Raw genomic sequence first — 25976 nt, 5'->3', positions numbered from 1 at the left:
GCGATTCTTCCGTTACTTACTGTTGGTAGACGAGGTCGGCGCGACGGTTCTGCGCCCACGAAGCTTCGTCGTGACCCGTTGCCTGCGGCTTTTCCTTGCCGAGGCTCACGGCTTCCATCTGCGAATCGTTCACGCCGAGCAGTGCCATTGCGCGACGAACGGCTTCCGCACGCTTCTGGCCCAGCGCGAGGTTGTACTCGCTCGTGCCGCGTTCGTCGGTGTTGCCCTGGATCAGCACGTGGCGCTGCGGATGGCTCTTCAGGTACTGGGCGTGCTGCTGCATCAGCGGCTGGTACTCGTCCTTCACCGAATAGCTGTCGAAGTCGAAGTAGATGCTGCGCTTCGCGAGCGGGCTGTTCGGGTCGTTCAGCGGATCGACGTTCACTTGCGCGACGTTGTCGGCGCTCGGTTGCGTGCTGACCGCACCCGCGTTTGCCTTGTCGTCGAGCTTAACGCCCGACTTGCACGCTGCGAGCGCGCTGATCATCATCACGGCCAGGGCCAGACGAGCCTTATTCGACATCATGGTTACTCTCCTTGTGGTCATTGCATGAAGGGCCCCCACGACGGCTCACGAACGGAGCCGCCCTGGACGGACAGGATTTGCGGCGGCGCGCTGCCGTCGGAGGGCACTGCAGCCAGAACGTTGCGACCACCCGACTGGGTAGCGTACAGAAGGTACTGGCCGTTTGCCGCGAAGCTCGGCGATTCGTCGCGATTCGTATTCGTGATGGCGTTCGCCGCGCCCGATTGCAGATCCTGAACGTACAGCTTGAAGCCCCCGCCGGTGCGGGAGATGTAGGCGAGCAGCTTGCCGTCCGGGCTCACACGCGGACTCGTGTTGTAGCTGCCGGTGAAGGTCACGCGCTGCGCGGCACCGGCGCTTTCGCCCTGTGCGGGCATCCGGTAGATCTGCGGCGCACCGCCGCGATCGCTCGTGAAGTAGATCCAGCGGCCGTCCGGCGAGTAGAACGGCTCGGTGTCGATCGAACTGCTCTGCGTGAGACGGCGCAGGCCGCCGCCGGTCGAGTTGACCGTATAGATTTGCGTATTGCCCGTCAGTGACAGCGCGACGGCGAGCGTGTTGCTGTCGGGCGACCAGGCCGGTGCGCTGTTGTTGCCCTTCTGGTCGGAGACGATGTAGCGGCGGCCGGTCGGCAGGTCGTGGATGTAGACGATCGGCTTCTTGCGCTCGAACGACACGTACGCGACCTTCGTGCCGTTCGGCGACCACGCCGGCGAGATGATCGGCTCGGTGCTCGACAGCGCGATGCGCGCGTTCTGGCCGTCCGAGTCGGAAATCTGCAACTGGTAGCGGTTACCGGTCTTGATCACGTACGACAGGCGCGTGGCGAATACGCCGCGCACGCCGAGCAGCTTCTGGTAGATGTAGTCGGCGATCTTGTGGCCGGCCGTGCGCAGCGTGGTGTCGGTGGCCGTCAACGACAGGCCGCCGAGGCTTTGTTGCTTCACGGTGTCGTACAGGATGAAGTTGACCTTGTACTGGCCGCTCGCTTCGCGGTTCACGCTGCCGGCGACGAACGCGTTCGCGCCCTTGGCCTTCCAGGCGCCGAGATCGACCGATGCGGTCTCGGGCACGGGCGTGCTGCCCGCGTCGATGTTGGTGAATTTGCCGCTGCGGGCGAGGTCGGCGCGGACGATCGACGTGACCTGCTGCGGCAGGCCTGCCTCGTTCGCGAAATTCGCGGTGGCGATGGGGAACTGGGTCGAACCGACACCGGTGATCAGCACGTTGACCTGGGCGTTAGCGGCGCTGCCCGCCGCAATCAGACACGAGGCCACGAGTGCCCTGAAACCTAGCTTTGTCATCAAACTCATGCTTCTTGCTTCCCGTATGACTTGGATCGCTGCGCAACCGCAGAGAGACAGTAAAAATACCCGATTCGTTCCCGTCTGACAGCGACGCCCGGAGTGTAAGCGTATTTCCTTTCACTCCGCCGCCTTGAAGGTAATCGTAATGTCCGACGGGGTACGACCGTTAGAATCGGGCGGCAACGGGACCGATGCGTGGATCGCATTGACCACGGCTTGATCCCACCCCGAATTCCCGCTGGAGCGGGAGACCGATGCGCTCAATACGTCACCGGACGGCGTGCACCGAATCTTGACGACGGTGGTCAGGCCTGCTCGCTCGCCGCCCCAAACGATGTTCGGCTTGACGCGGCGGCGCACCTTGTCAGCATAGCCGGGTGTTGCGGCATTGCCGCCGGAGCCCGTGCCCGTGCCGCTCTTCGCGAGGCCTTCGCCGCCGCCTTCGCCGGCGCCGGACAGGCCCTGCATCTGCGCAAGACGCGCGCTGCGTTCGCGGTCGAGCTTCGCGTTCGCCGCCGCATCGGCCTTCGCGCGCGCCGTGGCTTCGGCCTTCGCCTTGGCCTGCGCTTCAGCCTTTGCCTTCGCGGCCGCGTCGGACTTCGCCTTCGCCGCCCGCTGCGCGTCGAGCTGCGCCTGCTTCTGCTGCTGGAGTTTCTGCTGTTCGAGCTTCTGCTGCTCGGCGAGCTGCTGTTGCTTGAGCTTGTCGGCCTGCTTCTGCTTGTCGCGTTCCGCGGCCTTCTGCGCGGCGAGCGCGGCAGCCTGCTGCGCCGCGAGCTGCGCGCGCCGGGCGTCCTCTTCCTGCTGCGTTTTCAGTTGCTGCGCGCGGCGCTGCTGCTCGAGCAGCGCTTCGCGCGCGGCCGCTTCCTGCTGCCGCTTCTTCTGCTGCAGCGCGATGTCGGCCTGCTCGTCGCGCACCGGGGGAGGGGGCGGCGCGACCTTCGCAGGCGGCGTCACGACGGGCCGCGGCGCGGCGACGTCGGGTACCTCGGTCCACAGCTCGGCTTCGGCGCCGGCCGGCGTGCTGTTTTGCCACTGCACGCCGTGATAGAGAAACAGCGCGAGCAGCACGTGCATCAGCGCGGCGAGCGCGAATGCGCGCCAGGTGCCGCGCTCGCGAGGAGGCTGAGACGGGTAGCCGGTGCTGCGCGGGGATTGCTGCCGGTTCATTGCGATTTGACGAGGAGGCCGACGCGCTTGACGCCGCGCGCCTTCAGGTCCGACATCACGGTCATGACCGCATCGTACTGCACGGTCTTGTCGGCCGCGATCACGACCGGCTGATCGGGATGATCGGCCTGCCGGGCCGCGATGAAGCTGTCGAGCTCGGCCTTCGTCATCGTGTCTTCCTGGGTCGCGCCCGAGTCGCCCTTGTACTTGACGCTCATCGTGCGGTTGGCCTTGATGTTGACGACGACGGGCGGTGTCTGCTCCTGCGGCGCGGCATTGCCGACGGTCGGCAGGTTGATGATCGACGGGGCGACGAGCGGTGCGGTGACCATGAAGATCACGAGCAGCACCAGCATCACGTCGATGTACGGCACGACGTTGATGTCGGCCATTGCGCGGCGCGAGCGGCCGCCGCGCATGCTGGATCGGATGGGACTTCCTGCCATGGCGTGCTCCTTACTGGGCCTGACGCTGCAGGATGTTCGAGAACTCTTCGATGAAGGTCTCGAAGCGGATCGCGAGGCGGTCGATGTCGTGCGCGTAGCGGTTGTACGCGACCACCGCCGGAATCGCGGCGAACAGGCCGATCGCGGTGGCGACGAGCGCCTCGGCGATGCCCGGCGCGACGTTCGCGAGCGTTGCCTGCTGCACGTTCGCGAGGCCGCGGAACGAGTTCATGATCCCCCAGACCGTGCCGAACAGACCGATGTACGGGCTGACCGAACCGACCGATGCAAGGAACGCGAGGTTCGCTTCGAGCACGTCCATTTCACGCTGGAACGACGCGCGCATCGCGCGGCGCGCACCGTCGAGCACGAGGCCCGGGTCGCTGATGCGCTTTTCCTTCCCCTTCAGGAATTCGCGCATCCCCGATTCGAAGATCCGCTCGAGCGCGCCGATCGTGTGGCGGTTGTTGGCCGCGCTCTGGTACAGCGCCTGCAGGTCGCCGCCCGACCAGAAATCCCTCTCGAAGCGTTCGGTCTGCGCGCGTGCGCGGCGGATCGCAAACCACTTGCGGAAGATGAAGGTCCACGACATCAGCGACAGCAGCAGCAGCAGCCCCATCACGGCCTGGGCCAGCACGCTCGCGTTGAGGACGAGGGAAATGATCGACAGGTCTTGAGAAGTGTTCATAGAGGTTTGAGTAACGTCCCTTCGGGGCGTCCGGTATGCGTGCGGCGCGGCGCGCCGGCCATGCCTGGCGCCGAACCTTGCTTAGTATCGAATCAGGAAGGCAAGTTCATAGGCTTTGTCTAAACGGCGCTCATGCGAGCTTCGTTGACAATACAGTCCGCCCGGCATCGATGACGGGCCCGCGTTGCAGCGCGTCGAGCACGGCCGGCGGGATGGCCGCGGGCCGGATACCGTTGCGGTCGACGCAGCCGAGGCGGATATGTCCGGCCACGAGCAGCGTGTCGCCGCACCAGGCTTCCTGCGTGAATTCCACCGATGCGCGGCCGATGCGTCCGGGCCGGCTCGTGATCGCCAGCGTGTCGTCGAGTCGCGCCGGCGCGCGGTAGTCGAGCGACGTGCTGCGGACGATGAAGATCGCGCCCGTGTCGTCGGCAAGGCGACGTTGATCGACGCCGCATGCGCGCAGCCACTCGGTGCGCGCGCGCTCGAAGAACTTCAGGTAGTTGGCATAGAAGACGATGCCGCCTGCATCGGTGTCCTCGTAGTACACGCGCACCGGCCAGGTAAAGCCGGAGGGCGCTTCCGGGGAGCGGGTAGGCTGAGTCATGGCGCGCATTTTACCGGAAGGCAGCGACCGGATTCGTAACCGATTCGTAACGGAATGTAGTACGCCGTAGCGCACCGCGGGCCGGCCGGAGGCGGGCCGCGGTGCGCAATGTGTCAGCCGCGATGGATCGTGAGGCCGGCCGGTGCCTGGGCGACCGGCATCATCTCGATCGTGTTGATGTTCACGTGTGCCGGGCGCGTCGCGATCCAGTAGATCGTGTCGGCGATGTCCTCGGGCGTGAGCGGCTGGACGTTCTGGTAGACGTTCGCCGCCTTCGTGTCGTCGCCGCGGAAGCGGACGTTCGAGAATTCCGTGCCGCCGCACAGGCCCGGTTCGATGTCGGTCACGCGCAACGGCGTGCCGATCAGGTCGGCGCGCAGGTTCAGGCTGAATTGTCGGACAAAAGCCTTGGTTGCGCCGTATACGTTCCCGCCCGGATACGGATAGGTGCCGGCAACCGAACCGAGATTGAAGATATGGCCGCGGCCCCGCGCGATCATGCCGGGCAGCAGCGCGTGCGTGACGGTTACGAGGCCCGAGCAGTTCGTGTCGATCATGGTCTGCCACTCGTCGAGGCTGGCCTTCTGGGCCGGCTCGACGCCGAGCGCGAGGCCGGCGTTGTTGACGAGCACGTCGAGCGCCGCGAATTCGGCGGGAAGGGCGGCCGGCACGGCTTCGACGGCCGCGCGGTCGCGCACGTCGAGCTCGAGCGGCAGAAGGGCATCGCCGAGTTCGGCGGCGAGCGCATCGAGACGATCCTTGCGGCGCGCGGTCGCGACGACGCGGTGGCCTCCGTTGACGAAGGCACGGGCGATGGCGGCGCCGAAGCCGGCGGACGCGCCTGTGACGAACACGATCATTGCTGCTCCTGGTCGATGACAAATTAGCGGGCGATATCCCGCAAGCCTACTGAGATTGCCGCACCGCGGCAAGGCGGCAAAGCGTTTCGGCACGGGCGCGCAGAGTCTGGCCCCAATTGCTTCCGGCGCGCTGCCGTGCGGTTGCCTATTCATGACGCATCCAATACACTAACGCGCTCATCACCCCTGCGTGACTGGCGATAGAACCCTTCGGGTTCAAGGTGGAGCATCCCACCGTGAAGCGCGGGGCGCCGTTTTTGCCGTTCGCCTGGGCAGCCGTTGTGCGCCGTCGCGTGCATCGCCGGTGGCTGTCCTGCCTCGCGTCACACGGATTCTTCCGCCACGTCGAGCTGGTCCCGCCAGCAGCGCACCGTACTCGGCCACCCCGGTCAACCTGTACACACTTAACGGAAACCGTATGTTTGACAGAGCCCAAAGCACCATCGCGAACGTCGATCCCGAAGTCTTTGCAGCGATCGAGCACGAAAACCGCCGCCAGGAAGATCACATCGAGCTGATCGCGTCGGAAAACTACACGAGCCCGGCCGTGATGGCCGCACAAGGCTCGCAGCTCACGAACAAGTACGCGGAAGGTTATCCGGGCAAGCGCTACTACGGCGGTTGCGAGTACGTCGACGTCGTCGAGCAACTGGCGATCGACCGCGTGAAGCAACTGTTCGGCGCGGAAGCCGCGAACGTGCAGCCGAACTCGGGTTCGCAGGCGAACCAGGGCGTGTTCTTCGCGATGCTCAAGCCGGGCGACACGATCATGGGCATGAGCCTCGCGCACGGTGGCCACCTGACGCACGGTTCGCCGGTGAACATGTCGGGCAAGTGGTTCAACGTCGTGAGCTACGGCCTGAACGAGAACGAAGACATCGACTACGAAGCGGCCGAGAAGCTTGCGCAGGAACACAAGCCGAAGCTGATCGTCGCGGGCGCATCGGCGTTCTCGCTGAAGATCGATTTCGAACGTATGGCGAAGATCGCGAAGTCGGTGGGCGCGTACCTGATGGTCGACATGGCGCACTACGCAGGCCTGATCGCGGCCGGTGTGTACCCGAACCCGGTGCCGCACGCGGATTTCGTGACGACGACGACGCACAAGAGCCTGCGCGGCCCGCGCGGCGGCGTGATCCTGATGAAGGCCGAGTACGAGAAGCCGATCAACTCGGCGATCTTCCCGGGCATCCAGGGCGGCCCGCTGATGCACGTGATCGCGGCGAAGGCGGTGGCGTTCAAGGAAGCGCTGTCGCCGGACTTCAAGGCGTACCAGGAGAAGGTGGTCGAGAACGCGCGCGTGCTGGCCGAAACGCTGGTGAAGCGCGGGCTGCGGATCGTGTCGGGCCGCACGGAAAGCCACGTGATGCTGGTCGACCTGCGCGCGAAGAACATCACGGGCAAGGCAGCGGAAGCGGCGCTCGGCGCGGCACACATCACGGTGAACAAGAACGCGATCCCGAACGATCCGGAAAAGCCGTTCGTGACGAGCGGCGTGCGCCTGGGTTCGCCGGCGATGACGACGCGCGGTTTCGGGCCGGTGGAAGCGGAGCAGGTGGGCAACCTGATCGCCGACGTGCTGGAGAACCCGGAAGATGCAGCGACGATCGAGCGCGTGCGTGTGCAGGTCGCCGAGCTGACCAAGCGTTTCCCGGTCTATCGCTGATCGACGATGCGCTGCCCGTTCTGCCGGCATGACGACACGCAGGTCGTTGACTCGCGCGTGTCCGAAGATGGCGCCGCGATTCGGCGGCGCCGTCGCTGCTCGGCTTGCGACAAGCGCTTCACGACGTACGAGCGGGTCGAGCTGTCCCTGCCGTTCGTCGTGAAGAAGGACGGCAGCCGCACGGAATTCGACCGTCGGAAGATCGTCGCCAGCATGCAACTCGCGCTGCGCAAGCGGCCGGTTGCTGCCGACGCGATCGACGCGGCGGTTGCCCGCATCGAGTATCAACTGCTCGCGACAGGCGAGCGTGAAGTGCGTAGCGAGAAGCTCGGCGAACTCGTGATGAACGAGTTGCGCGGCCTCGATACGATCGCCTATGTCCGCTTCGCATCGGTGTATCGCCGGTTCGAGGACGTTTCCGAATTTGCCGACGTGATCGAAGAGTTCCGTCGCGCCTCTCCCGCCAAGACTCCGCGTAAGCGCTGACGCGCTGCGTCCGTTCATCGTCTTCTCCGTTGGTTCAGTTCGCGCCGATTGTGTCGGTCGCGATCGCATGTCGCCAGTCGGCCGTTCGGCAAATGGCGTGCGTCCGCACGCATCGCTAAAGTCGTCGCATCACCTTGGCGGAGGACGACTGCGATGGGACTGCGCTATCCATCCTTGAAAAACGTGGTGCAACGCTCGGGCGGGTTCACGCTCGTCGAGTTGATGGTCGCCATCGCGCTGGCGGCCGGGCTCGCGCTCCATGCGGCACCTGCGTTCGACCAGTGGCGCATGCGCGAACGCGTGGAGGCGCGCTCGCTTGCGCTGCTCGGGGCGCTGTCGTTTGCGCGTGCCGAGGCGACGCGTCTCGGTGTGCGCGTCACGCTGTGTCGGGCCGGGAACGACGGCGTTTGCCTGCGTGCCGGCGAGCGGTGCGATCCGGCCGAATGGTCGTGCGACTGGCTCGTCAGCGGGCAATTCGACGGGCAGTCGCGCGTGCTGCGGCGCTATCCGCGCGATGCCGAAGTGGCCGTCGCGGGCGCCGCGCACGATCTGGCTTTTGCGCCGCCGGTGGGGCAGGCGATCGGCGGAATCCGGCGTTTCGAAGTGCGTCCGCGACGTGGCCCGTCCGGGGCTGATGACGCACGTGCGTCGCGTTGCGTGCGGATTGCGGCCGGTGGCCGCGCGCGTGTTGTCGCCGGCCGTTGCGACGCGGCGTGATGGCCATGCGCAACACCATGCACGGCACGTCGCTGATCGAAGCGATGCTGGCTATCGCGCTGCTCGCGACCGTGATGCTGGCGGTGGCCGGCAGCCAGCTCGCGATGGCGCGCACGCAGCGGGCGACGATCTGGCGTGAACGCGCGCTGTGGCTGGCCGATGCGCGTATCGAGCGCTCGCGCGCTGGCGGAGGAGCCGACGACGGTCTCGCGGCGCTGGCGGCTGCATCGTTGCCCAATGGCGCGATGACGCTCGACGACGGGCCGGGCGGCGTCCGGTACGCGATTGTCGGCTGGCGTGGCGGCAATGCGGCGGTTTCGCCGCGATGCGAAGCTGCGGGTGCGTTGGCACGGCCGCCGTCATGTGTCCGGATTCCGTTTCGGGAGGCTGGCGCCGATGAACGCTGATCGCCGCATGCGTGCGCACACGCTGCTCGAAGTACTGATCGCGATGACCGTCGGTCTCCTCGTGCTCGCGGCGGCCGGTGCGCTATACCACGCGCAGCGCGTTGCGCAGCGGCGCGCGGAGGACGGGTTCCGGATGCGCGATGCGGCCGGCACCGCGCTGATGCTGATCGGTCAGCAGCTCCAGATGGCAGGATTCCGGCCGCTCGATGCCGAAGGCGTGTCATCGTTGCCGCCGATGTTCGGCTGTTCGATGGCGCGCGTGCGGGGCGACGGCGCACAGGTGCGGTGCGAGCCCGTACGCGCTTCGTCGGACGCGTTGCTGATCCGGTATGTCGGCGATGACGTGTCGACGTGGCCGACGGTGAGCGGTCAGGTGTCGGATTGCCTCGGGCAGGGTGTCGGCGTGCCGGGCGAACGGGTGCAGGTGGAGAACCGCTTCGATGCGCATGTCAGCCCGTCGACGGGCGAGCCCGAACTGTATTGCGAAGGAAGTGGCCGTCCAGGCACGCCACAGCCCGTCGTGGCGGGAATCGATCAGTTGCGCGCGCGTTATCTACGTCGCGGCGGCACGCAGTTCGTCGACGCCGATGCGATGCGTACCGACGACTGGCGCGATGTCGTGGCCGTGCATGTGTGCGTGCGGGCGCGCGGCGAGCTGATGCGCGAGGCGGCCCGTCACGTCGATTGCGACGGTCGTGCTGCGGTTGCTCGGGACGGTCGTGCGCGATTGACGCTGTATCGCGTCGTCGCGTTGAGGAATTCGGCGATCGCATTCGACGACACGTTGCGTGATGCAACGCACGCAACGTACACACGCGAGGTGTTGCGATGAGCGGAGCAGGGCGGTGTGCTCGGGAGATATCGCGATGCGTTGCGGCAGGCAACACGCACGGGCGCATCGCTGCGAACAGCGACGAATCGCGGCAGGCTGCGCGCACGGGAGCCCTGGCGACGAGCCTGCGCGCGCCGCGCATACGCTTCCGGTCGGCCGGTCGCGATTGGCGTCGCGACGCGGGCCTTGCATTGCCCGCGGTGATCGCGGTCGGTGCGGCCATCGCGGCGCTGACGGGCACGTGGTTCGAATCCGCGCTGACGGAATCGCGCCGTACGCGTGCGTTGTCGGATCGGCTGATCGCATTCCACGCGGCCGATGCCGCGCTCGCTGCGTGCACCGCGCGATTGCTCCGTGGCTCGGCGCCGTACGTGAACGAAGGTGAAGCGCACGCGGAGCCCGACGCGTGGCGGCGCACGCCGGCGCTGGCGGCCGCCGAAGCGTTCGCACCGTTCGCCGGGTGGCCGATGGCCGCGCAGCCGCCGCGATGCCTGATCGAGGCGTGGCGCGGGGCGGGGCCGGCCGGTGGCCGCGCCTACCTCGTCACCGCGCGTGGCGTCGGCGCGCATGCGTCGAGTGCCGTCTGGTTGCAACACCAGGTCGCGATCCGCGACGGACGCATCGTCGCGCGGCGCTGGCGTCGCGTCGCGGTGGTGCATCGATGATCGGGCGTGCGTCAGCGTATCGATCGGCGGGATTCACGCTGCTCGAGCTGATGATCGTGCTCGCGGTCGTCGCGGTACTGGCCGGATGGGGCATCCCGTCGTATCGCGAGCATGCAGTGCGGGTCCATCGCGTGTCGGCGGTGTCCGCGCTGTACCGGGCGGCCCAATATCTCGAAACGCTGGACGGTGCGTCGCCGCCGGCGTTGCCGGACGCGTTCGCGCAGGCGCCGCCGGACGGGCAGGCGGTCTATCGATTGACGCTCAGGCGACCGGACGGCGGCGACTCGCCGGTGAGCTACGAACTGGAAGCATGCCCGCTCGACACGGGCCCGATGCACGACGATGCCTGCGGCGCCTTCACGCTGCGTTCGGACGGGACGAAGGGCAATGCGCGGCGGGATGGTGCCGACGTACAGGGCCCTGCTTGCTGGGGTGTGCGTTGAGTGCGGACGAAAGGCGCGCAACGGTGCATGGCCGTGCGCGCAGGTCGCCGAGTATCAGTCGTCGTGCGCGTCGAGCCCGCGCTCGTCGCGCGACTGCTTCCAGATCCGGTAGACCTCCCATGCGGCGAAGCCGAGCGTGCCCCACTTCAGCGCGGGGCCCGCGCTCGCGCGCAGCAGCGAGCGAACGGGTTTCGCGAGCACGAGCGATGCAAGCGAACTCAGCATCGGATACTGGTTGACGAGGTGGCCGAGGCTCGCGTTCAGGTTTTTTGCGGACTGGCTGAACTTGTTGGTGGAAAGGCCGGGGACGAACACCTTGAGCCAACTGAAGCGCGTGACGGCCTGGCGCATTTCGCCGGCGGCTTCCGCGAGTTCGAGCCGCTCGACTTCGGATCGCAGGATCAGCAATTCCTTGCGGAGCGCGCGATGCTGCGAGGCGCTCCAGTTCGATCGCGACGAATGGGGGCGGGGTGAATTGCCCGTGACGTTCTGGCTCATGGCGCGTCGGCGAAGTAGGTGGGAAGGGTGAACACGACTGCGTTCACGGCTTGCCGCGGAACAGTTCGCGGTCTTTCTCGAGTTCGGCGAGCGTCGCTTCGAACACGGTCGGCGCATCGCGGAAGCCCGAGCGCGCCTTCAGCGCGCATACGATGCCGCCTGCGGCATACAGCGCGGTGATCGCCGCGAGCGACTGCCAGCGATAGGTATCCCAGAACGCGATCGCGACGAGCACGGTCAGGCTGATGAGCGCCATCGTCGCGAGCATCATTGCGGCGAGCCCGAGGAACAGCACGCCCATCAGGCGTTCCTTCTCCTCGGCAAGCTCGATGCCCACCAGTTCGAGGCGCGTTTGCAGAAGCCCGATCGCGGAGCCGACGAGGCGGCGCAGCGGTCCTTGGCCGGACGGCTGCGAGGTGGTGTCTGTCGTCATGGGTGAGATGCTTGCGCGTGCAGTGAGCAGCTATGGCAAAGCCGGCCGGCGGCAGACCGCCGGCTGGCTTCGACGCCCGTGCGCCGCGCGACGCGGCCCACGGGACGGAACGGCGCAGCGCGCGTTACTTGCGGTTGATCAGCAGACCGACCAGCACGCCGACGCCGGCTGCAACGCCGATCGACGTCCACGGATGCTCGTGCACGTAATCGTCGGTCGCGCGAGCGGCCTTCTTGCCTTTCTCGACGACCACGACCTGGACGTCGGCGGCCTTGTCCTTGGCCTGCTTCAGGCGCGACATGGCCTTCTCGCGCAGCTCGGCCGCACGGTCGCCCGTGCTGCTGGCGGCTTGCTTGAGCAGGTCTTCGGCGTCCGCGAGAACGGTTTTGATATCCGACATCAGTTTCTCCTTGTTGATTTCCGACATTGCAACTCCCTTCATGCTGTCATGCTGCAGGTTCATATCGTAGCGAAACGCCTGCTTGCTGGCGAGCCGGGAAGACACACGGCGGCAGTGCAAGACCGCATGGTAAACGACTTGTAATCATGAACAGAGCGGCAAACGGGGTGAAAAGTTTCCGTCATGGTCGTCCGTCCTGCCCCGACACCGGGCAAAAATGACAAAAAAGTATGAATATCAAACGGAATAATCGTTCGCACCGCCCATTGCTTCCCGTAAGCTGACGGACTGTCCCGCGCTGTCCAGCGCGCGATTTCAACCAGCATCGTTCGAGGAGGGAACATCATGAGTCTGCGTCTTGGCGACATCGCACCGGATTTCGAGCAGGAATCGAGCCTGGGCTCCATCAAGTTTCACGAGTGGCTCGGCGACAGCTGGGGCGTTCTGTTCTCTCACCCGGCCGACTACACGCCGGTGTGCACGACGGAGCTCGGGCTGACCTCGAAGCTGAAGGGCGAATTCGAGAAACGCAACGTGAAGGTCATCGCGCTGTCGGTCGACGACGTCGAATCGCACAAGGGCTGGATCAACGACATCAACGAAACGCAGTCGACGGTCGTCGGCTTCCCGATCATCGCCGATGGGGACCGCAAGGTTTCGCAGTTGTACGACATGATCCACCCGAATGCGAACGAAACGCTGACGGTGCGCTCGCTGTTCGTGATCGACCCGAACAAGAAGGTGCGGCTCACCATCACCTATCCGGCCAGCACGGGGCGCAACTTCGACGAAGTGCTGCGCGTGATCGACTCGCTGCAACTGACCGACAACTACAAGGTCGCGACGCCCGGCAACTGGAAGGACGGCGACGACGTCGTGATCGTGCCGTCGCTGCAGGATCCGGAAGAGCTGAAGAAGCGTTTCCCGAAGGGCTTCAACGCGGTGCGTCCGTATCTGCGCCTCACGCCGCAGCCGAACAAGTAAGCAACGGCTGCGTGAGAACGCGGGTCCGGGCCGGCGGCCCGGATCGCGGACCGATGAAAAAGCGGCCCGCCCGGCAGTCGTGCCGGGCGGGCCGTCTCTTTTTGCGCGTGCGCGGCGTCGCTGCCGGGCGCGCTGTATCCGGACGATCAGAAGAATGCCTGGATGCCCGTCTGCGCGCGGCCGAGGATCAGCGCGTGGATGTCGTGCGTGCCTTCGTACGTGTTGACCACTTCGAGGTTCACGAGGTGGCGCGCGACGCCGAATTCGTCGGAGATGCCGTTGCCGCCGAGCATGTCGCGCGCGAGCCGTGCGATGTCGAGCGCCTTGCCGCACGAATTGCGCTTCATGATCGACGTGATCTCGACGGCCGCCGTGCCTTCGTCCTTCATCCGGCCGAGGCGCAGCACGCCTTGCAGGCCGAGCGTGATTTCGGTCTGCATGTCGGCGAGCTTCTTCTGGATCAACTGGTTCGCGGCAAGCGGCCGGCCGAACTGCTGACGGTCGAGCACGTACTGGCGCGCGGTGTGCCAGCACGATTCGGCGGCGCCGAGCGCGCCCCATGCGATCCCGTAGCGCGCCGAGTTCAGGCACGTGAACGGGCCGCGCAGGCCGCTCACGTTCGGCATCAGGTTTTCTTCGGGCACGAACACCTCGTCGAGGACGATCTCGCCGGTGATCGATGCGCGCAGCCCGACCTTGCCGTGGATCGCGGGCGCCGACAGGCCCTTCCAGCCCTTCTCGAGGATGAAGCCGCGGATCGCGTCCTTGCCGTTTTCTTCGAGCTTTGCCCACACGACGAACACGTCGGCGATCGGCGAGTTCGTGATCCACATCTTCGCGCCGGACAGCGAGTAGCCGCCGGGCACCTTCTTCGCGCGCGTGACCATGCTGCCCGGATCGGAGCCGTGGTTCGGCTCGGTCAGCCCGAAGCAGCCGATCCATTCGCCGGTCACGAGCTTCGGCAGGTATTTCTGCTTCTGCGCGTCCGAGCCGAATTCGTAAATCGGCACCATCACGAGCGACGACTGCACGGACATCATCGACCGGTAGCCCGAATCGACGCGCTCGACTTCGCGCGCGATCAGGCCGTAGCTCACGTAATTGAGGCCGGGGCCGCCGTATTCCTCCGGAATCGTCGGGCCGAGCAGGCCGACTTCGCCCATCTCGCGGAAGATCGCTGCGTCGGTGCGCTCGTGGCGGAACGCTTCGGTGACGCGCGGTGCGAGCTTGTCCTGCGCGTAAGCCTGCGCGGCATCGCGCACCATCCGTTCTTCTTCGGTCAGTTGCTGGTCGAGCAGCAGCGGATCGTCCCAATGAAAAGTTGCAGCACCCATCGTCTCATCTCCTGTCGGTCAGCGTTAGCGCTTCAGCGCTTACGCGGACCCCATGCTTTGCGGTCGGTCAGCGTTAGCGCTTCAGCGCTTACGCGGACCCCATGCCTTTGCGGTCGGTCAGCGTTGACGCTTCAGCGCTTACTCTGATCCCATGCCTTGCGGTCGTCCCCGGTTTAGCCGGGCCTCATGCCAACGATTCGCTTGACTTGAGTTCCGCTGTGCGGAACAATGTTTTGCAAATCGAACCCAGTGTAGCACCAGATGACACTTTCAACCATCGACGAAACCACGATCGACGAACGCAAGTTCGTCGTCGCGCTCGCGCGCGGGCTCGACCTGCTGCGCGCATTCCGGCCCGGCGAGACGATGCTCGGCAACCGCGACTTCGCGGAGCGCACGGGGCTGCCGAAGGCGACCGTGAACCGGCTCGCCTATACGCTGACCGTGCTCGGCTACCTGCGCTACGACGAGACGCTCGGAAAGTATGCGCTCGACGCCGGCGTGCTGTCGCTCGGCTACGCGCTGCTGTCGGGCTCGGGGACGATCGACCTCGCGCGGCCGCACATGCAGGCGCTCGCGCGCGAGATCGGCGCGGCCGTGTCGCTCGGCTGCCGCGACGGGCTCGACATGATCTATCTGGAGACGATCCGCAGCGAGACCGCGCTGACGCTCGGGCTTGCGCCCGGTTCGCGGCTGTCGATGCTGACGAGCTCGATGGGGCGCGCGTACCTAGCCGTGCAGCCGGAGGACGTGCGCCGCGCGCTCTATGCGGAACTGCACCGCGCGGCCGGCGGCGCGGCCGACGCCGATGCGCTGGTCGCCGCCGCGCAGCACGCGGTGGCCGAGTTCTCGGCGGGCGGTTGCTGCTATTCGTTTCGCGCGTGGCACATGGACGTGAACGCGGCGGCCGTGCCGTTTCGCGAGCCGCGCGAGGGGCGCTGGCTGATCCTGAGTTGCAGCGGCCCCGCATCGTCGATGGACGAGGACGTGTTCCGTACGCAGGTCGGGCCGAAGCTGAAGGCGCTCGCGCAGCGGCTCGGGCCGACGGCCTGAACAAGGCGGCGCGCGGCTATTGCCCTCGCGCCGCAGCCGTTGCGTCTCCGGTGCGGGTGAGCGCGGGCGACGGCGCGGCCACGGTCTCTTGTGCCGCGGTCGAACCGCGCTCATCATCGTTCGTCAGTTTCCCGACGACGAGGTTTGCGATGTCTCACCCGGAACCGATGGAAGGCGGATGCGCGTGCGGTGCGATCCGCTACCGTATCGCCCACGTTCCGACCGACACCGGTTTCTGCCACTGCCGGCTCTGCCAGCGCACGACCGGCGCGGCGGTCGTCGCATCGGCATCGGTGCCGATCGATGCGTTCGAATACCTGCAGGGCGAGCCGACCGTCTACGCGTCGAGCGCGTGGGGCGAGCGGCGCTTCTGCGGCCGTTGCGGCGCGCAGCTCGAATACCGGCTGATCGACGCGCCGAAGACGGTCGAGATCAATAGCGCGACGCTCGACGAGCCGTCGCGGCTGCGTCCGGCGTGGCACGTCTGGTATGGGGATCGTTTCCCGGGCATCGAGATCGGTGACGAGTTGCCCAAGTACGACGATGGCGGAAGGGCGTAAGCGGTAACCATCGGCACTGACGGACAGGTGTCGGGCAGCGGGTCACGCCTGGCGACCTGATTCCCCCATCCCGCAAGCACCACAACACCCGCGACCGGCATCCGGCGCGCCGCTCCCCGCGCGCGCCGGCTACCTTATCCATTCAGGCCGTCACGACCTTCGCAAACACGGGCCCCTGCATGAACCGCACGTCGTGCTGGCGCAGCAGCTCGCACTGCGTTTCGTCGACGACGCCGTCGAAAATCAGCGGAATCCGCACGCGCTGCGCATACGCGACGAGCGCCTTGACCATCCCGTCGCGCAACGCGATGCCGGCATCCATCTTGATGTAGTCGGGCCGCGCCATGTCCGATTCGACCGCGAGGATGCGGCCCGGATCGGGCAGCTTGTCCGCGACCTTGAAGCCGTGATGCTGGTAGCTGCGCGTCAGGTAGCCGAGGAAGGTCTTGTGCGCGACCGCGACCGCCGGCAGCTCGATCACGACCCGCTCGGTCGGTAGCCCGAAGCGCTGCAGCACCGACGAGAAATGCTTGCCGTGGTCGTACTTCACACTCTTCAGCAGCCGTTCGTGCACGCGCAGGAACAGCAGCCCGTGGCGCTGCGCGCCGAAGAAGTTGATCGCGTGCAGCGCGCGCGACAGGCGGTCGATCGCGACGAGCGTCTGGTCGTCGACGGCCGAGTCGACCGGATCGTGCGGCGCACCGGTGACGAGCGTGACGGCCTGGAAGCCGAGTTCGTCGCCGTAGCGCTCGATCGTATCGGCGAACGACGTCGATTGCGGCGCGCCGGGCATCGTCACGTCGTAGATCGGTTCGTAGGCGCTGCCGAGCGTGCGCTCGGGCAGATTCGCGCTCGCGATGCCGCCTTCGGCAAGCGCGAGGTGATCCCGCAGATACGGCAGTTGCCCGGCACGGGCGACCAGCTCGGGAATGGTGGGCGGAATCATCGGCGTGAGAAGGAAAAACGGCGGCCGAACGGGCCGCCTCGTATCTGGATATTAGCAGCGCGCGCCACGCTCGGCTTGGCGTTTCGCTCATATGGTTATCCCGTTCTGGAACTGGCGCCTAGGGTTTACGTTGATTTCACTATTCGTAATTGGTTTTACTATTCGTAAATCCAGGATTTGTCGCCGATCAAGAAATGCGGCATTCGGGCGCCGCTCGACGGCGCCGTTCGCGAATCAACAGGAAGCAAGGAGCGAGACGTGGCGGTTGACAGGAAAGGCGGGCGGGCGCGCCGGCAGGCGACGGGCGCGCCGGCGCACGCACGGCAGGGTTGAGGAGCGGATGGCGACCATGAGCATCGATTACCAGACGCTGAAGTTCGGGTACCGTCCGCATGCGCAAGACGCGGCCATTCACCCGGTGATCGTCGTCGGCGCGGGTCCGGTGGGCCTGTCCGCGGCGATCGACCTCGCGCAGCAGGGCGTGCCCGTGGTGCTGCTCGACGACGACGACACGCTGTCGACCGGCTCGCGCGCGATCTGCTTCGCGAAGCGCACGCTCGAGATCTTCGACCGGCTCGGCTGCGGCGAGCGCTTCGTCGACAAGGGCGTGAGCTGGCATGTCGGCAAGGTGTTCCTGCAGGACGAACAGCTTTACGCATTCGACCTGCTGCCCGAGGAAGGGCATGCGCGCCCCGCGTTCATCAACCTGCAGCAGTACTACGTCGAAGGCTATCTGGCCGATCGCGCGTTCGAGCTGCCGAACATCGACATCCGCTGGAAGCACAAGGTGACGGGCGTCGAGCAGTCGGACGAACATGCGGTGCTGACGATCGAGACGCCGGAGGGCGTCGCGACGCTGCGCGCGCAGTACGTGATCGCGGCCGACGGCTCGCGCAGCCCGATGCGCACGATGATGGGCCTCGAAAGCCACGGCCGCACGTTCAAGGACCGCTTCCTGATCGCCGACGTGAAGATGAAGGCGGAGTTTCCGACCGAGCGCTGGTTCTGGTTCGATCCGCCGTTCCACCGCAACCAGTCGGTGCTGCTGCATCGCCAGCCCGACAACGTGTGGCGCATCGACTTCCAGCTCGGCTGGGACGCCGATCCCGTCGCCGAGAAGCAGCCGGAGCGCGTGATCCCGCGCGTGCGTGCGCTGCTCGGGCCGGACGTCGAGTTCGAGCTCGAATGGGTGAGCGTCTATACGTTCCGCTGCCAGCGGATGGACACGTTCCGTCACGGCCGCGTGCTGTTCGCGGGCGACTCCGCGCACGGCGTGTCGCCGTTCGGCGCGCGCGGCGCGAACAGCGGCGTGCAGGACGCGGACAACCTCGCATGGAAGCTGAAGCTCGTGCTCGACGGCCGCTCGACCGACCGCCTGCTCGATACGTACGCGAGCGAGCGCGAGTTCGCGGCCGACGAGAACATCCGCAACTCGACGCGCTCGACCGATTTCATCACGCCGAAGAGCCCGGTGTCGCGCGTGTTCCGCGACGCGACGCTGAAGCTCGCGCGTGATTGCGAATTCGCGCGCAAGCTCGTGAACAGCGGCCGCCTGTCGGTGCCGGCCGTGCTGGCCGATTCGCCGCTGAACACGCCGGACCGCGGCGGCGACGCATTCGCGGGCGCGATGCGGCCGGGTGCGGCGGCAGCCGATGCGCCGGTGCGCGCGCAGGGGGCGTCGGGCTGGCTGCTGCAGCACCTGCGCGGCGGCTTCACCGGCATGCTGTTCGGGTTGCCGGGAGACGCGGCCGCGCTCGCGCAGGCCGTCGACGGCCTCGCGCTGCCGGTGCGGCCGGTGCTCGTCGTGCCGGCCGGGCACGCGCAGCCGGTGGCCGGCGTCGACGTCGTGGAGGACGTCGACGGTTTCGCCGCGCAACGCTATGACGCGAAGCCCGGCACGTTCTACCTGCTGCGTCCCGACCAGCATGTCTGCGCACGCACGCGCGCGCTCGACCGTCAGGCGATTGCCGACGCACTGGCGCGCGCGACCTGCGCACGCTGAATACGATAACGACACCGGAGACCCCGTCATGCCCCGACTCGACACCCGCCCGCGCCTGGCCGATCCGGACGCGTTCTACGAAGCGCTGATCGACATGCATCGCGACCTGTCCGACGGCGACAGCCAGCTCGTCAACGCGAAGCTGATCCTGCTGCTCGCGAACCAGATCGGCGACGCCGACGTGCTGCGCGAAGCGATGGCGCTCGCGCGCCAGGGCGTGACGCCGCCCGTGCATCCGGCCGCCGAGGTGGCGCAATGAGCGCGGCGCCGGCCGACGTGCGCGTGCTCGAAGTCGAGCGCGTGATCGACGAGACCCATCGCCCGGGCTTTCACTGGATGCTGCTGGTGTTGTGCGGGCTGTGCCTCGTGATCGACGGTTTCGATGCGCAGGCGATGGGCTACGTCGCACCGAGCGTGATCGCCGAATGGGGCGTGCCGAAGCAGGCGCTCGGCCCGGTATTCAGCGCGAGCCTGTTCGGGATGCTGCTCGGCGCGCTCGGGCTGTCGGTGCTGGCCGACCGGATCGGGCGGCGCCCGGTGCTGATCGGCTCGACGCTGTTCTTCGCGGTGACGATGCTCGCGACGCCGTTCGCGAGCTCGATTCCCGTGCTGATGGCACTGCGCTTCGTCACGGGCCTCGGCCTCGGCTGCATCATGCCGAACGCGATGGCGCTGGTCGGCGAGTTCAGCCCGGCCGCGCACCGCGTGAAGCGGATGATGATGGTGTCGTGCGGTTTCACGCTTGGCGCTGCGATCGGCGGCTTCATCAGCGCCGTGCTGATTCCGTCGTTCGGCTGGCGCTCGGTGTTCTTCGTCGGAGGCGCGGTGCCGCTCGTGCTCACGATCGCGATGGTCGCGCGGCTGCCCGAGTCGCTGCAGTTCCTGGTGCTGAAAGGGCGCGTCGCGCAGGCGCGCGACTGGCTCGCGCGCTTCGCGCCGCAGGCCGGCATCGATGCGGACACGCGGCTCGTCGTGCGCGAGCGCGCCGCGACGGGCGCACCGGTCGCCGAGCTGTTCCGCCACGGCCGCCTGCCGGTCACGCTGCTGCTGTGGGCGATCAGCTTCATGAACCTGATCGATCTGTACTTCCTGTCGAACTGGCTGCCGACCGTGATGCGCGACGCGGGTTATTCGCCGGGCACCGCGGTGATCGTCGGCACGGTGCTGCAGACGGGCGGCGTGATCGGCACGCTGTCGCTCGGCTGGTTCATCGAACGCCACGGCTTCGTACGCGTGCTGTTCGCCTGCTTCGCGTGCGCGGCCGTGTCGGTGGGGCTGATCGGCTCGGTCGCGCATGCGCTGCCGTGGCTGCTGGTCGTCGTGTTCGCGGGCGGGTTCTGCGTGGTCGGCGGGCAGCCGGCCGTGAATGCGCTCGCGGGCCAGTATTACCCGACGTCGCTGCGCTCGACGGGCATCGGCTGGAGCCTCGGCATCGGCCGGATCGGCTCGGTGCTCGGGCCGCTCGTCGGCGGACAACTGATTGCGCTCAACTGGTCGAACGGTGCGCTGTTCCACGCGGCCGCGGTGCCGGTGCTGTGCTCGGCGCTGTTCGTCCTTGGCCTGGCGGGCGTAACGCGGCGCAACGGCGCGCAGGCGCCGAAGGCCGCCTTGAATTGATGGAGAAAGGAAACGATGACGCTTGACTTGTCGAAACCGGCGACCGCTGGCTACCTGAGCGGTTTCGCGAATGAATTCGCGACCGAGGCACTGCCCGGCGCGCTGCCGCACGGCCGCAACTCGCCGCAGCGCGCGCCGTACGGGCTGTATGCGGAGCAGCTGTCGGGCACCGCGTTTACCGCGCCGCGCGGCCACAACCGCCGCTCGTGGCTGTACCGTATCCGCCCGGCCGCCGTGCACCGGCCGTTCGAGCCGTATGCGGGCCTGCAGCGGCTCGTGTCGGAATTCGGCGATTCGGCCGACGTGCCGCCGACGCCGCCGAACCAGTTGCGCTGGGATCCGCTGCCGATGCCGGTCGAGCCGACCGATTTCGTCGACGCTCTGGTGACGATGGCCGGCAACGGCTCGGCGGCCGCGATGAACGGCTGCGCGATTCACCTGTACGCGGCGAACCGCTCGATGCAGGACCGCTTCTTCTACAGCGCGGACGGCGAACTGCTGATCGTTCCGCAGCAGGGGCGGCTCTTCATCGCGACCGAATTCGGCCGGCTCGACGTCGAGCCGTTCGAGATCGCGGTGATTCCGCGCGGCGTGCGTTTTTCCGTTGCGCTGCCGGACGGCGACGCGCGCGGCTACATCTGCGAAAACTTCGGCGCGCAGCTGCGCCTGCCGGATCTCGGCCCGATCGGCTCGAACGGTCTCGCGAACCCGCGCGACTTCCTGACGCCGCAGGCCGCGTACGAAGACCGCGAAGGCGCGTTCGAGCTGATCGCGAAGCTGAACGGCCGGCTGTGGCGCGCGGACATCGGCCATTCGCCGCTCGACGTCGTCGCGTGGCACGGCAACTACGCGCCGTACAAATACGATCTGCGCCTGTTCAACACGATCGGCTCGATCAGCTTCGACCATCCCGATCCGTCGATCTTCCTCGTGCTGCAGTCGCAGAGCGACACGCCGGGCGTCGACACGATCGACTTCGTGATCTTCCCGCCGCGCTGGCTCGCGGCCGAGGATACGTTCCGCCCGCCATGGTTCCACCGCAATGTCGCGAGCGAGTTCATGGGGCTCGTGCACGGCGCATACGACGCGAAGGCCGAAGGCTTCGTGCCGGGCGGCGCGAGCCTGCACAACTGCATGTCGGGCCACGGGCCCGACGCGGACACGTTCGAGAAGGCGTCCGCGAGCGACACGACGAAGCCGCACAAGGTCGACGCGACGATGGCGTTCATGTTCGAGACCCGCACGCTGATCCGGCCGACGCGCTACGCGCTCGACACCGCGCAACTGCAGGCGGACTACTTCGAATGCTGGCAAGGCATCAAGAAACACTTCAATGCGGAGCAACGATGAGCGATACCCAAGACTGGCGCGCGACGCTCGACCCGGCCCGCAAGAGCTGGGTCGACACGGCGAACGATCCCGCCTGCGATTTCCCGATCCAGAACCTGCCATTCGGGATCTTCAGCGACGCGAAGCAGGCGGCGCGCCGTGCGGGCGTCGCGCTCGGCGACCAGATCGTCGATCTCGCGGCGCTTGCGCGCGCGGGCCTCGTGACGCTGCCGGCCGGCGCCGATGCGTTCGCCGCGCCGACGCTCAATGCATTCATCGCGCTCGGCCGCGATGCATGGCGCAGCGTGCGCGTGCAACTGTCGGACCTGTTCTCGCGCGACAACGCGAGACTGCGCGACGACGCGGCGCTGCGCGCGCAGGTGCTCGTCGCGCAGCGCGACGCGACGCTGCATCTGCCGGTCGAGATTCCCGGCTACACCGATTTCTATTCGTCGAAGGAGCACGCGACCAACGTCGGCTCGATGTTCCGCGATCCGAAGAATGCGCTGCTGCCGAACTGGTCGGAGATGCCGATCGGCTACAACGGCCGCGCGTCGTCGGTGGTGGTGAGCGGCACGCCGGTGCGGCGCCCGAACGGGCAACTGAAGCTGCCCGACCAGGAGCGTCCGGTGTTCGGCGCGTGCCGCAAGCTCGACATCGAGCTGGAGACGGGCTTCATCGTCGGCAAGGGCAACGCGCTCGGCGAGCCGATCGCGTGCGAGGACGCGGAAGCGCATATCTTCGGGATGGTGCTGCTGAACGACTGGAGCGCGCGCGACATCCAGCAGTGGGAATACGTGCCGCTCGGCCCGTTCAATGCGAAGACGTTCGCGACGACGGTCTCGCCGTGGATCGTCACGCTCGACGCGCTCGAACCGTTCCGTACCGCGCAGCCGGAGCAGGTGCCGCAGCCGCTTGCGTATCTGCAGCATGCGGGCAAGCATGCATTCGACATCGCGCTCGAAGTGACATTGCGCGCCGAAGGGGCGGCGCACGCGACGTCGATCAGCCGCACCAACTTCAAGCACATGTACTGGACGATGGCGCAGCAGCTCGCGCATCACACGGTCGCGGGTTGCAACACGCGGGTCGGCGACCTGATGGGTTCGGGCACGATCAGCGGGCCGACGAAAGATTCGTTCGGCAGCCTGCTCGAGCTGACGTGGAACGGCAAGGAACCGCTTGCACTGGACGGCGGCGGCAGCCGCGCGTTCATCGAGGACGGCGACGAGCTCACGCTCGCCGGGTGGTGCCAGGGCGACGGCTATCGCGTCGGCTTCGGCACCTGCGCCGGCAAGATCCTGCCGGCGCGTAACGCGTAACGCGCAAGACGCAGCGCGTAGTACGGCAGTACCGGGCGGCCCGCATCATGCGGGCCGTCGTCATTGTGTGACGGCGCGTGTCAGACCGCGCGTTGCAACGTGGCGCGGCGTTCCCACAGCGCGGCCGCGACGAACGCCGCGACGCAGACGACCAGCACGCCGACCAGCGCGTTGCTGCCCAGTTGCTCCATCAATGCGCCCGCAACGAGCGGGCCGCCGAAGCTCGCGGCGCTCCACGACGCCGACACGAGCGAGCTTGCGGTGACGAGCGCCGCGCCGCGAAAGCGTTCGCCGCACGCGACGAGCGACAGCGTATAGATGCTGCCGGCCGCCGCGCCGAGCACGAACAGCAGCGGCCAGCACAGCCACGGGTTCGCGATCACGAACGGCAGCAGCGGCAGGCCGGCCAGCACGATCCAGCCCGCGCCGAGGTGCACGCGTTCGCGGCCGAGCTTGTCCGCGAGCCAGCCGATCGGGAACTGCATCGCGGTATCGCCGAACAGCATGATCGACGCGAGCAGCACGGCGGTCGCGCTCGCGACGCCGTGATCCATCGCATAGAGCGGCAGCAGCGACAGCGCGAGCGTATCGAACAGCGCGAAGAACCCGGTGCCGATGATCAGCGCGGGCATGCGCGGCAGCACCGCGAGCCAGTGATCGTGTTCCGCGTGACGTGCGTCGTCGCCGGCGAGCGGCGCGCGCCGGATCGTCGCGAGCGTCGGCAGCGCGAGCAGGAACAGCGCGCCGCACAGCGCGAAGCGGATGCTCGTCGCACCGGCGATCTGGCTGACGAGCACGGGGCCCGCCATCTGGAACAGCGTGAAATTGGTCGCGTAGATCGCGACGACGCGGCCGCGCGTCGAATCGTCGGCGAGCTGGTTGACCCACGCCTCGCCGATCGTGAACAGCAGCATCAGCGCGGCGCCGCACAGCACGCGCAGCACGCCCCACAGGATCAGGTTCGACGTGAACTGCATCAGCGCGGTGGCCGCGGCGAGCAGCACGACCGACACGACGATCGCGCGGCGCGAGCCGATGTGCCGCGCAAGCGCGGTGACGAACGGGACGATTGCGAGGCCGCCGAGCGCCTGCGCGGCCGTCAGCATGCCGACGACGTTGGTGCCGTGTCCGGCTTCGGTCAACGCGAGCGCGGTGAGCGGCAACGTGGCGCCGGTGCCGAGGCCGACGACCGCGACGCTCAGGATGAGTGCGAGGAAATCGCGATTGAGAATGGCTTTCATCGGCGGGGATGCTACACCGGGGGCCTTGAAAGGTCCATGAAGGCCATCAGGATCGAATGGAGTTGCGCGCGCAACGAATGCGCGCGGCCCCGCGTTACACGTATTCGGTCGGCGCGGCCACCGGGCGGCGTTCGAGCGACGCGGACCACAGCGTGAGCGCCAGCGCCGCGACGGCCATCGCGACGCCGACCCACGGCAGGTTCACGAGCGGCACGCCGGAGCCGATCGCCATCCCGCCGAGCCACGCGCCCGTCGCGTTGCCGAGGTTGAACGCGCCCTGGTTCAGCGTCGACGCGAGGTTCGGCGCGTCGCTCGCGCGATCGACGATCAGGATCTGCAGCGGCGGCACGATCGCGAACGCGAGGATGCCCCACACGAAGATCGTCGCGAGCGCGGCGAACGGCAAATGCATCGTGCCCGCGAACAGCGCGAGGACGATGCCGATCAGCGCGAGCGTCGCGATCAGCGACGGCATCCGGCGCCAGTCGGCGAGCTTGCCGCCGAGCGTGCCGCCGACCGTCAGCCCGAGGCCGAACAGCAGCAGCACATACGTGACCTGGCGCGGAGAGAAGCCCGTCACGTCCTCGAGGATCGGCGTGATGTACGTGAACACGCTGAACAGGCTCGCGGACGCGAGCACGCTGATGCCGAGCACCATCAGCACCTGCGGATGCTTCAGCACGCTGAATTCGCGCGTGATGCTGGTGTCGGGCATCGCGAGGTTCTTCGGCAGGCAGACCGCGAGCGCGGCGGCCGCGGCGATGCCGATGCCGGTGACGGCCCAGAACGTCGCGCGCCAGCCGAACGCCTGGCCGAGCGCGGTGCCGAGCGGCACGCCGAGCACGTTCGCGAGCGTGAGGCCGGTGAACATCAGCGCGATCGCCTGTGCGCGGCGGTTCGGCGCGACGAGGTTGCTCGCGACCACCGAGCCGATCCCGAAGAACGCGCCGTGGCAGAACGCGGTGACGACGCGCGCGGCCATCAGCACCGCATAGCCCGGCGCGATCGCGCAGAACAGGTTGCCCGCGATGAACAGCCCGATCAGGCCCATCAGCGCGCGCTTGCGCGGCATCTTCGCGGTGACGATCGCGAGGATCGGCGCGCCGATCGTCACGCCGAGCGCGTAGCCCGACACGAGCATCCCGGCGGCCGGAATCGATACGCCGAGGTCGCGCGCGACGTTGGGCAACAACCCCATGATCACGAATTCGGTGGTACCGATTCCAAATGCGGCGACGGCAAGGGCGAAAAGAGGCAAGGGCATCGCGGTAGGCTCGGGAAAAGCCGCCGCTCGGGCTGGCGCAGGATGCGCGGGACGGGCGGACGGGAAGGCGGACGACAGCCGCGATTCTACTTCAGTGAAAACCCTTATGCTCGGGGCCAAAACGGATGTTGCCGGCGTGCGACGCGGCAGCGGGCGGGAAGCTCACAGTGTGGGAT

General features: G+C 67.3%; 29 protein-coding genes and 1 riboswitch. Of the genes, 15 read left to right on the top strand and 14 right to left on the bottom strand.

The window, feature by feature from the left end:
• Window positions 1-16: 16 nt before the first annotated feature.
• The 7 genes from pal to JYG32_RS10520 form a co-directional block, all read right to left on the bottom strand.
• Window positions 17-526, bottom strand: a complete 510-nt coding sequence (pal, locus tag JYG32_RS10550; protein ID WP_034182820.1) for a peptidoglycan-associated lipoprotein Pal — start codon at window positions 524-526, stop codon at window positions 17-19.
• Window positions 527-543: 17 nt separating this feature from the next.
• The gene (tolB, locus tag JYG32_RS10545; protein ID WP_174379836.1) at window positions 544-1839 is read right to left on the bottom strand and encodes a Tol-Pal system beta propeller repeat protein TolB; all 1296 of its coding nucleotides are present in this window, start codon (window positions 1837-1839) and stop codon (window positions 544-546) included.
• A gap of 111 nt (window positions 1840-1950) precedes the next feature.
• Entirely contained in the window at window positions 1951-3000 is a 1050-nt protein-coding gene (gene tolA, locus JYG32_RS10540; RefSeq protein ID WP_174379835.1) for a cell envelope integrity protein TolA, read from the bottom strand.
• Complete coding sequence (gene tolR, locus JYG32_RS10535) at window positions 2997-3446, bottom strand: protein TolR (protein WP_174379834.1); 450 nt, start codon at window positions 3444-3446, stop codon at window positions 2997-2999. The genes tolA and tolR overlap by 4 nt, the downstream gene beginning before the upstream one ends.
• Before the next feature lie 10 nt (window positions 3447-3456).
• The gene (gene tolQ / locus JYG32_RS10530; protein ID WP_059608333.1) at window positions 3457-4134 is read right to left on the bottom strand and encodes a protein TolQ; all 678 of its coding nucleotides are present in this window, start codon (window positions 4132-4134) and stop codon (window positions 3457-3459) included.
• Between the two features lie 130 nt (window positions 4135-4264).
• On the bottom strand, window positions 4265-4750 hold the full coding sequence (gene ybgC, locus JYG32_RS10525) for a tol-pal system-associated acyl-CoA thioesterase (protein WP_174379892.1): 486 nt from the start codon (window positions 4748-4750) through the stop codon (window positions 4265-4267).
• Window positions 4751-4854: 104 nt separating this feature from the next.
• Window positions 4855-5601, bottom strand: coding sequence for an SDR family NAD(P)-dependent oxidoreductase (locus tag JYG32_RS10520; RefSeq protein WP_174379833.1), 747 nt, complete (start codon window positions 5599-5601; stop codon window positions 4855-4857).
• Between the two features lie 180 nt (window positions 5602-5781).
• Window positions 5782-5882: riboswitch (ZMP/ZTP riboswitch) on the top strand.
• Window positions 5883-6019: 137 nt separating this feature from the next.
• Between JYG32_RS10520 and glyA the strand changes: the two genes are divergently transcribed.
• The 7 genes from glyA to JYG32_RS10485 all read left to right on the top strand — a co-directional run bounded on the left by glyA (window position 6020) and on the right by JYG32_RS10485 (window position 10817).
• Window positions 6020-7267: a serine hydroxymethyltransferase gene (gene glyA, locus JYG32_RS10515; RefSeq protein WP_213263515.1), complete on the top strand. Its 1248-nt coding sequence runs from the start codon at window positions 6020-6022 to the stop codon at window positions 7265-7267.
• A 6-nt stretch (window positions 7268-7273) separates the two neighbouring features.
• The gene (nrdR, locus tag JYG32_RS10510) at window positions 7274-7753 is read left to right on the top strand and encodes a transcriptional regulator NrdR (protein WP_006476792.1); all 480 of its coding nucleotides are present in this window, start codon (window positions 7274-7276) and stop codon (window positions 7751-7753) included.
• A gap of 153 nt (window positions 7754-7906) precedes the next feature.
• On the top strand, window positions 7907-8470 hold the full coding sequence (locus JYG32_RS10505) for a GspH/FimT family pseudopilin (RefSeq protein WP_174379831.1): 564 nt from the start codon (window positions 7907-7909) through the stop codon (window positions 8468-8470).
• A complete protein-coding gene (locus tag JYG32_RS10500) occupies window positions 8470-8877 on the top strand; it encodes a type IV pilus modification PilV family protein (protein ID WP_174379830.1) in 408 nt (135 codons plus the stop codon). Before JYG32_RS10505 ends, JYG32_RS10500 begins: the two co-directional genes overlap by 1 nt.
• Complete coding sequence (locus JYG32_RS10495) at window positions 8867-9709, top strand: PilW family protein (protein WP_174379829.1); 843 nt, start codon at window positions 8867-8869, stop codon at window positions 9707-9709. The genes JYG32_RS10500 and JYG32_RS10495 overlap by 11 nt, the downstream gene beginning before the upstream one ends.
• 191 nt (window positions 9710-9900) lie before the next feature.
• Window positions 9901-10374 (top strand): hypothetical protein, encoded by a 474-nt coding sequence (locus JYG32_RS10490; protein WP_433960823.1) that lies wholly within the window; start codon window positions 9901-9903, stop codon window positions 10372-10374.
• Window positions 10371-10817: a type IV pilin protein gene (locus JYG32_RS10485; RefSeq protein ID WP_213263514.1), complete on the top strand. Its 447-nt coding sequence runs from the start codon at window positions 10371-10373 to the stop codon at window positions 10815-10817. The genes JYG32_RS10490 and JYG32_RS10485 overlap by 4 nt, the downstream gene beginning before the upstream one ends.
• Before the next feature lie 54 nt (window positions 10818-10871).
• Here JYG32_RS10485 and JYG32_RS10480 read toward each other — a convergent pair whose 3' ends face one another.
• From JYG32_RS10480 to JYG32_RS10470, 3 genes are all read right to left on the bottom strand, one after another.
• Entirely contained in the window at window positions 10872-11315 is a 444-nt protein-coding gene (locus JYG32_RS10480; protein ID WP_213263513.1) for a DUF3318 domain-containing protein, read from the bottom strand.
• A gap of 43 nt (window positions 11316-11358) precedes the next feature.
• A complete protein-coding gene (locus JYG32_RS10475; protein WP_174379826.1) occupies window positions 11359-11748 on the bottom strand; it encodes a phage holin family protein in 390 nt (129 codons plus the stop codon).
• A 124-nt stretch (window positions 11749-11872) separates the two neighbouring features.
• Window positions 11873-12175, bottom strand: a complete 303-nt coding sequence (locus tag JYG32_RS10470; protein ID WP_048242877.1) for a DUF883 family protein — start codon at window positions 12173-12175, stop codon at window positions 11873-11875.
• 318 nt (window positions 12176-12493) lie between these two features.
• Here JYG32_RS10470 and JYG32_RS10465 point away from each other — a divergent pair, with 318 nt between their 5' ends.
• Window positions 12494-13132 (top strand): peroxiredoxin, encoded by a 639-nt coding sequence (locus tag JYG32_RS10465; protein WP_213263512.1) that lies wholly within the window; start codon window positions 12494-12496, stop codon window positions 13130-13132.
• Window positions 13133-13278: 146 nt separating this feature from the next.
• Here JYG32_RS10465 and JYG32_RS10460 read toward each other — a convergent pair whose 3' ends face one another.
• Window positions 13279-14466, bottom strand: coding sequence for an acyl-CoA dehydrogenase (locus tag JYG32_RS10460; RefSeq protein WP_174379824.1), 1188 nt, complete (start codon window positions 14464-14466; stop codon window positions 13279-13281).
• 261 nt (window positions 14467-14727) lie between these two features.
• Between JYG32_RS10460 and JYG32_RS10455 the strand changes: the two genes are divergently transcribed.
• Both JYG32_RS10455 and JYG32_RS10450 read left to right on the top strand, forming a co-directional pair.
• Entirely contained in the window at window positions 14728-15519 is a 792-nt protein-coding gene (locus tag JYG32_RS10455; RefSeq protein ID WP_174379823.1) for an IclR family transcriptional regulator, read from the top strand.
• Between the two features lie 149 nt (window positions 15520-15668).
• The gene (locus tag JYG32_RS10450; RefSeq protein WP_213263511.1) at window positions 15669-16079 is read left to right on the top strand and encodes a GFA family protein; all 411 of its coding nucleotides are present in this window, start codon (window positions 15669-15671) and stop codon (window positions 16077-16079) included.
• A gap of 142 nt (window positions 16080-16221) precedes the next feature.
• Here the strand turns inward: JYG32_RS10450 and JYG32_RS10445 are convergent, their stop codons facing one another.
• Window positions 16222-17025 carry an EAL domain-containing protein gene (locus JYG32_RS10445; protein ID WP_174379821.1) on the bottom strand — a complete coding sequence of 268 codons (804 nt, stop codon included), beginning with the start codon at window positions 17023-17025 and terminating at the stop codon, window positions 16222-16224.
• A gap of 340 nt (window positions 17026-17365) precedes the next feature.
• Here JYG32_RS10445 and JYG32_RS10440 point away from each other — a divergent pair, with 340 nt between their 5' ends.
• From JYG32_RS10440 to fahA, 5 genes are read left to right on the top strand one after another with little or no spacing between them, the layout of a single operon-like run.
• Window positions 17366-19027, top strand: a complete 1662-nt coding sequence (locus JYG32_RS10440) for an FAD-dependent oxidoreductase (RefSeq protein ID WP_213263510.1) — start codon at window positions 17366-17368, stop codon at window positions 19025-19027.
• A 28-nt stretch (window positions 19028-19055) separates the two neighbouring features.
• A complete protein-coding gene (locus JYG32_RS10435; protein ID WP_174383690.1) occupies window positions 19056-19286 on the top strand; it encodes a DUF2783 domain-containing protein in 231 nt (76 codons plus the stop codon).
• Window positions 19283-20644, top strand: coding sequence for an MFS transporter (locus JYG32_RS10430; protein WP_213263509.1), 1362 nt, complete (start codon window positions 19283-19285; stop codon window positions 20642-20644). The genes JYG32_RS10435 and JYG32_RS10430 overlap by 4 nt, the downstream gene beginning before the upstream one ends.
• 15 nt (window positions 20645-20659) lie before the next feature.
• On the top strand, window positions 20660-21994 hold the full coding sequence (gene hmgA / locus JYG32_RS10425; RefSeq protein WP_213263508.1) for a homogentisate 1,2-dioxygenase: 1335 nt from the start codon (window positions 20660-20662) through the stop codon (window positions 21992-21994).
• A complete protein-coding gene (gene fahA, locus JYG32_RS10420; RefSeq protein ID WP_213263507.1) occupies window positions 21991-23295 on the top strand; it encodes a fumarylacetoacetase in 1305 nt (434 codons plus the stop codon). The genes hmgA and fahA overlap by 4 nt, the downstream gene beginning before the upstream one ends.
• An 80-nt stretch (window positions 23296-23375) precedes the next feature.
• Here fahA and JYG32_RS10415 read toward each other — a convergent pair whose 3' ends face one another.
• Both JYG32_RS10415 and JYG32_RS10410 read right to left on the bottom strand, forming a co-directional pair.
• A complete protein-coding gene (locus JYG32_RS10415) occupies window positions 23376-24536 on the bottom strand; it encodes an MFS transporter (protein ID WP_213263506.1) in 1161 nt (386 codons plus the stop codon).
• A 94-nt stretch (window positions 24537-24630) separates the two neighbouring features.
• Window positions 24631-25800: an MFS transporter gene (locus JYG32_RS10410; RefSeq protein WP_174383685.1), complete on the bottom strand. Its 1170-nt coding sequence runs from the start codon at window positions 25798-25800 to the stop codon at window positions 24631-24633.
• Window positions 25801-25976: the final 176 nt, after the last annotated feature.

It is taken from the genome of Burkholderia pyrrocinia (genome assembly GCF_018417535.1).
Taxonomy (GTDB): domain Bacteria; phylum Pseudomonadota; class Gammaproteobacteria; order Burkholderiales; family Burkholderiaceae; genus Burkholderia; species Burkholderia pyrrocinia_E.
This window is presented reverse-complemented; position numbering and strand designations above follow the sequence as displayed.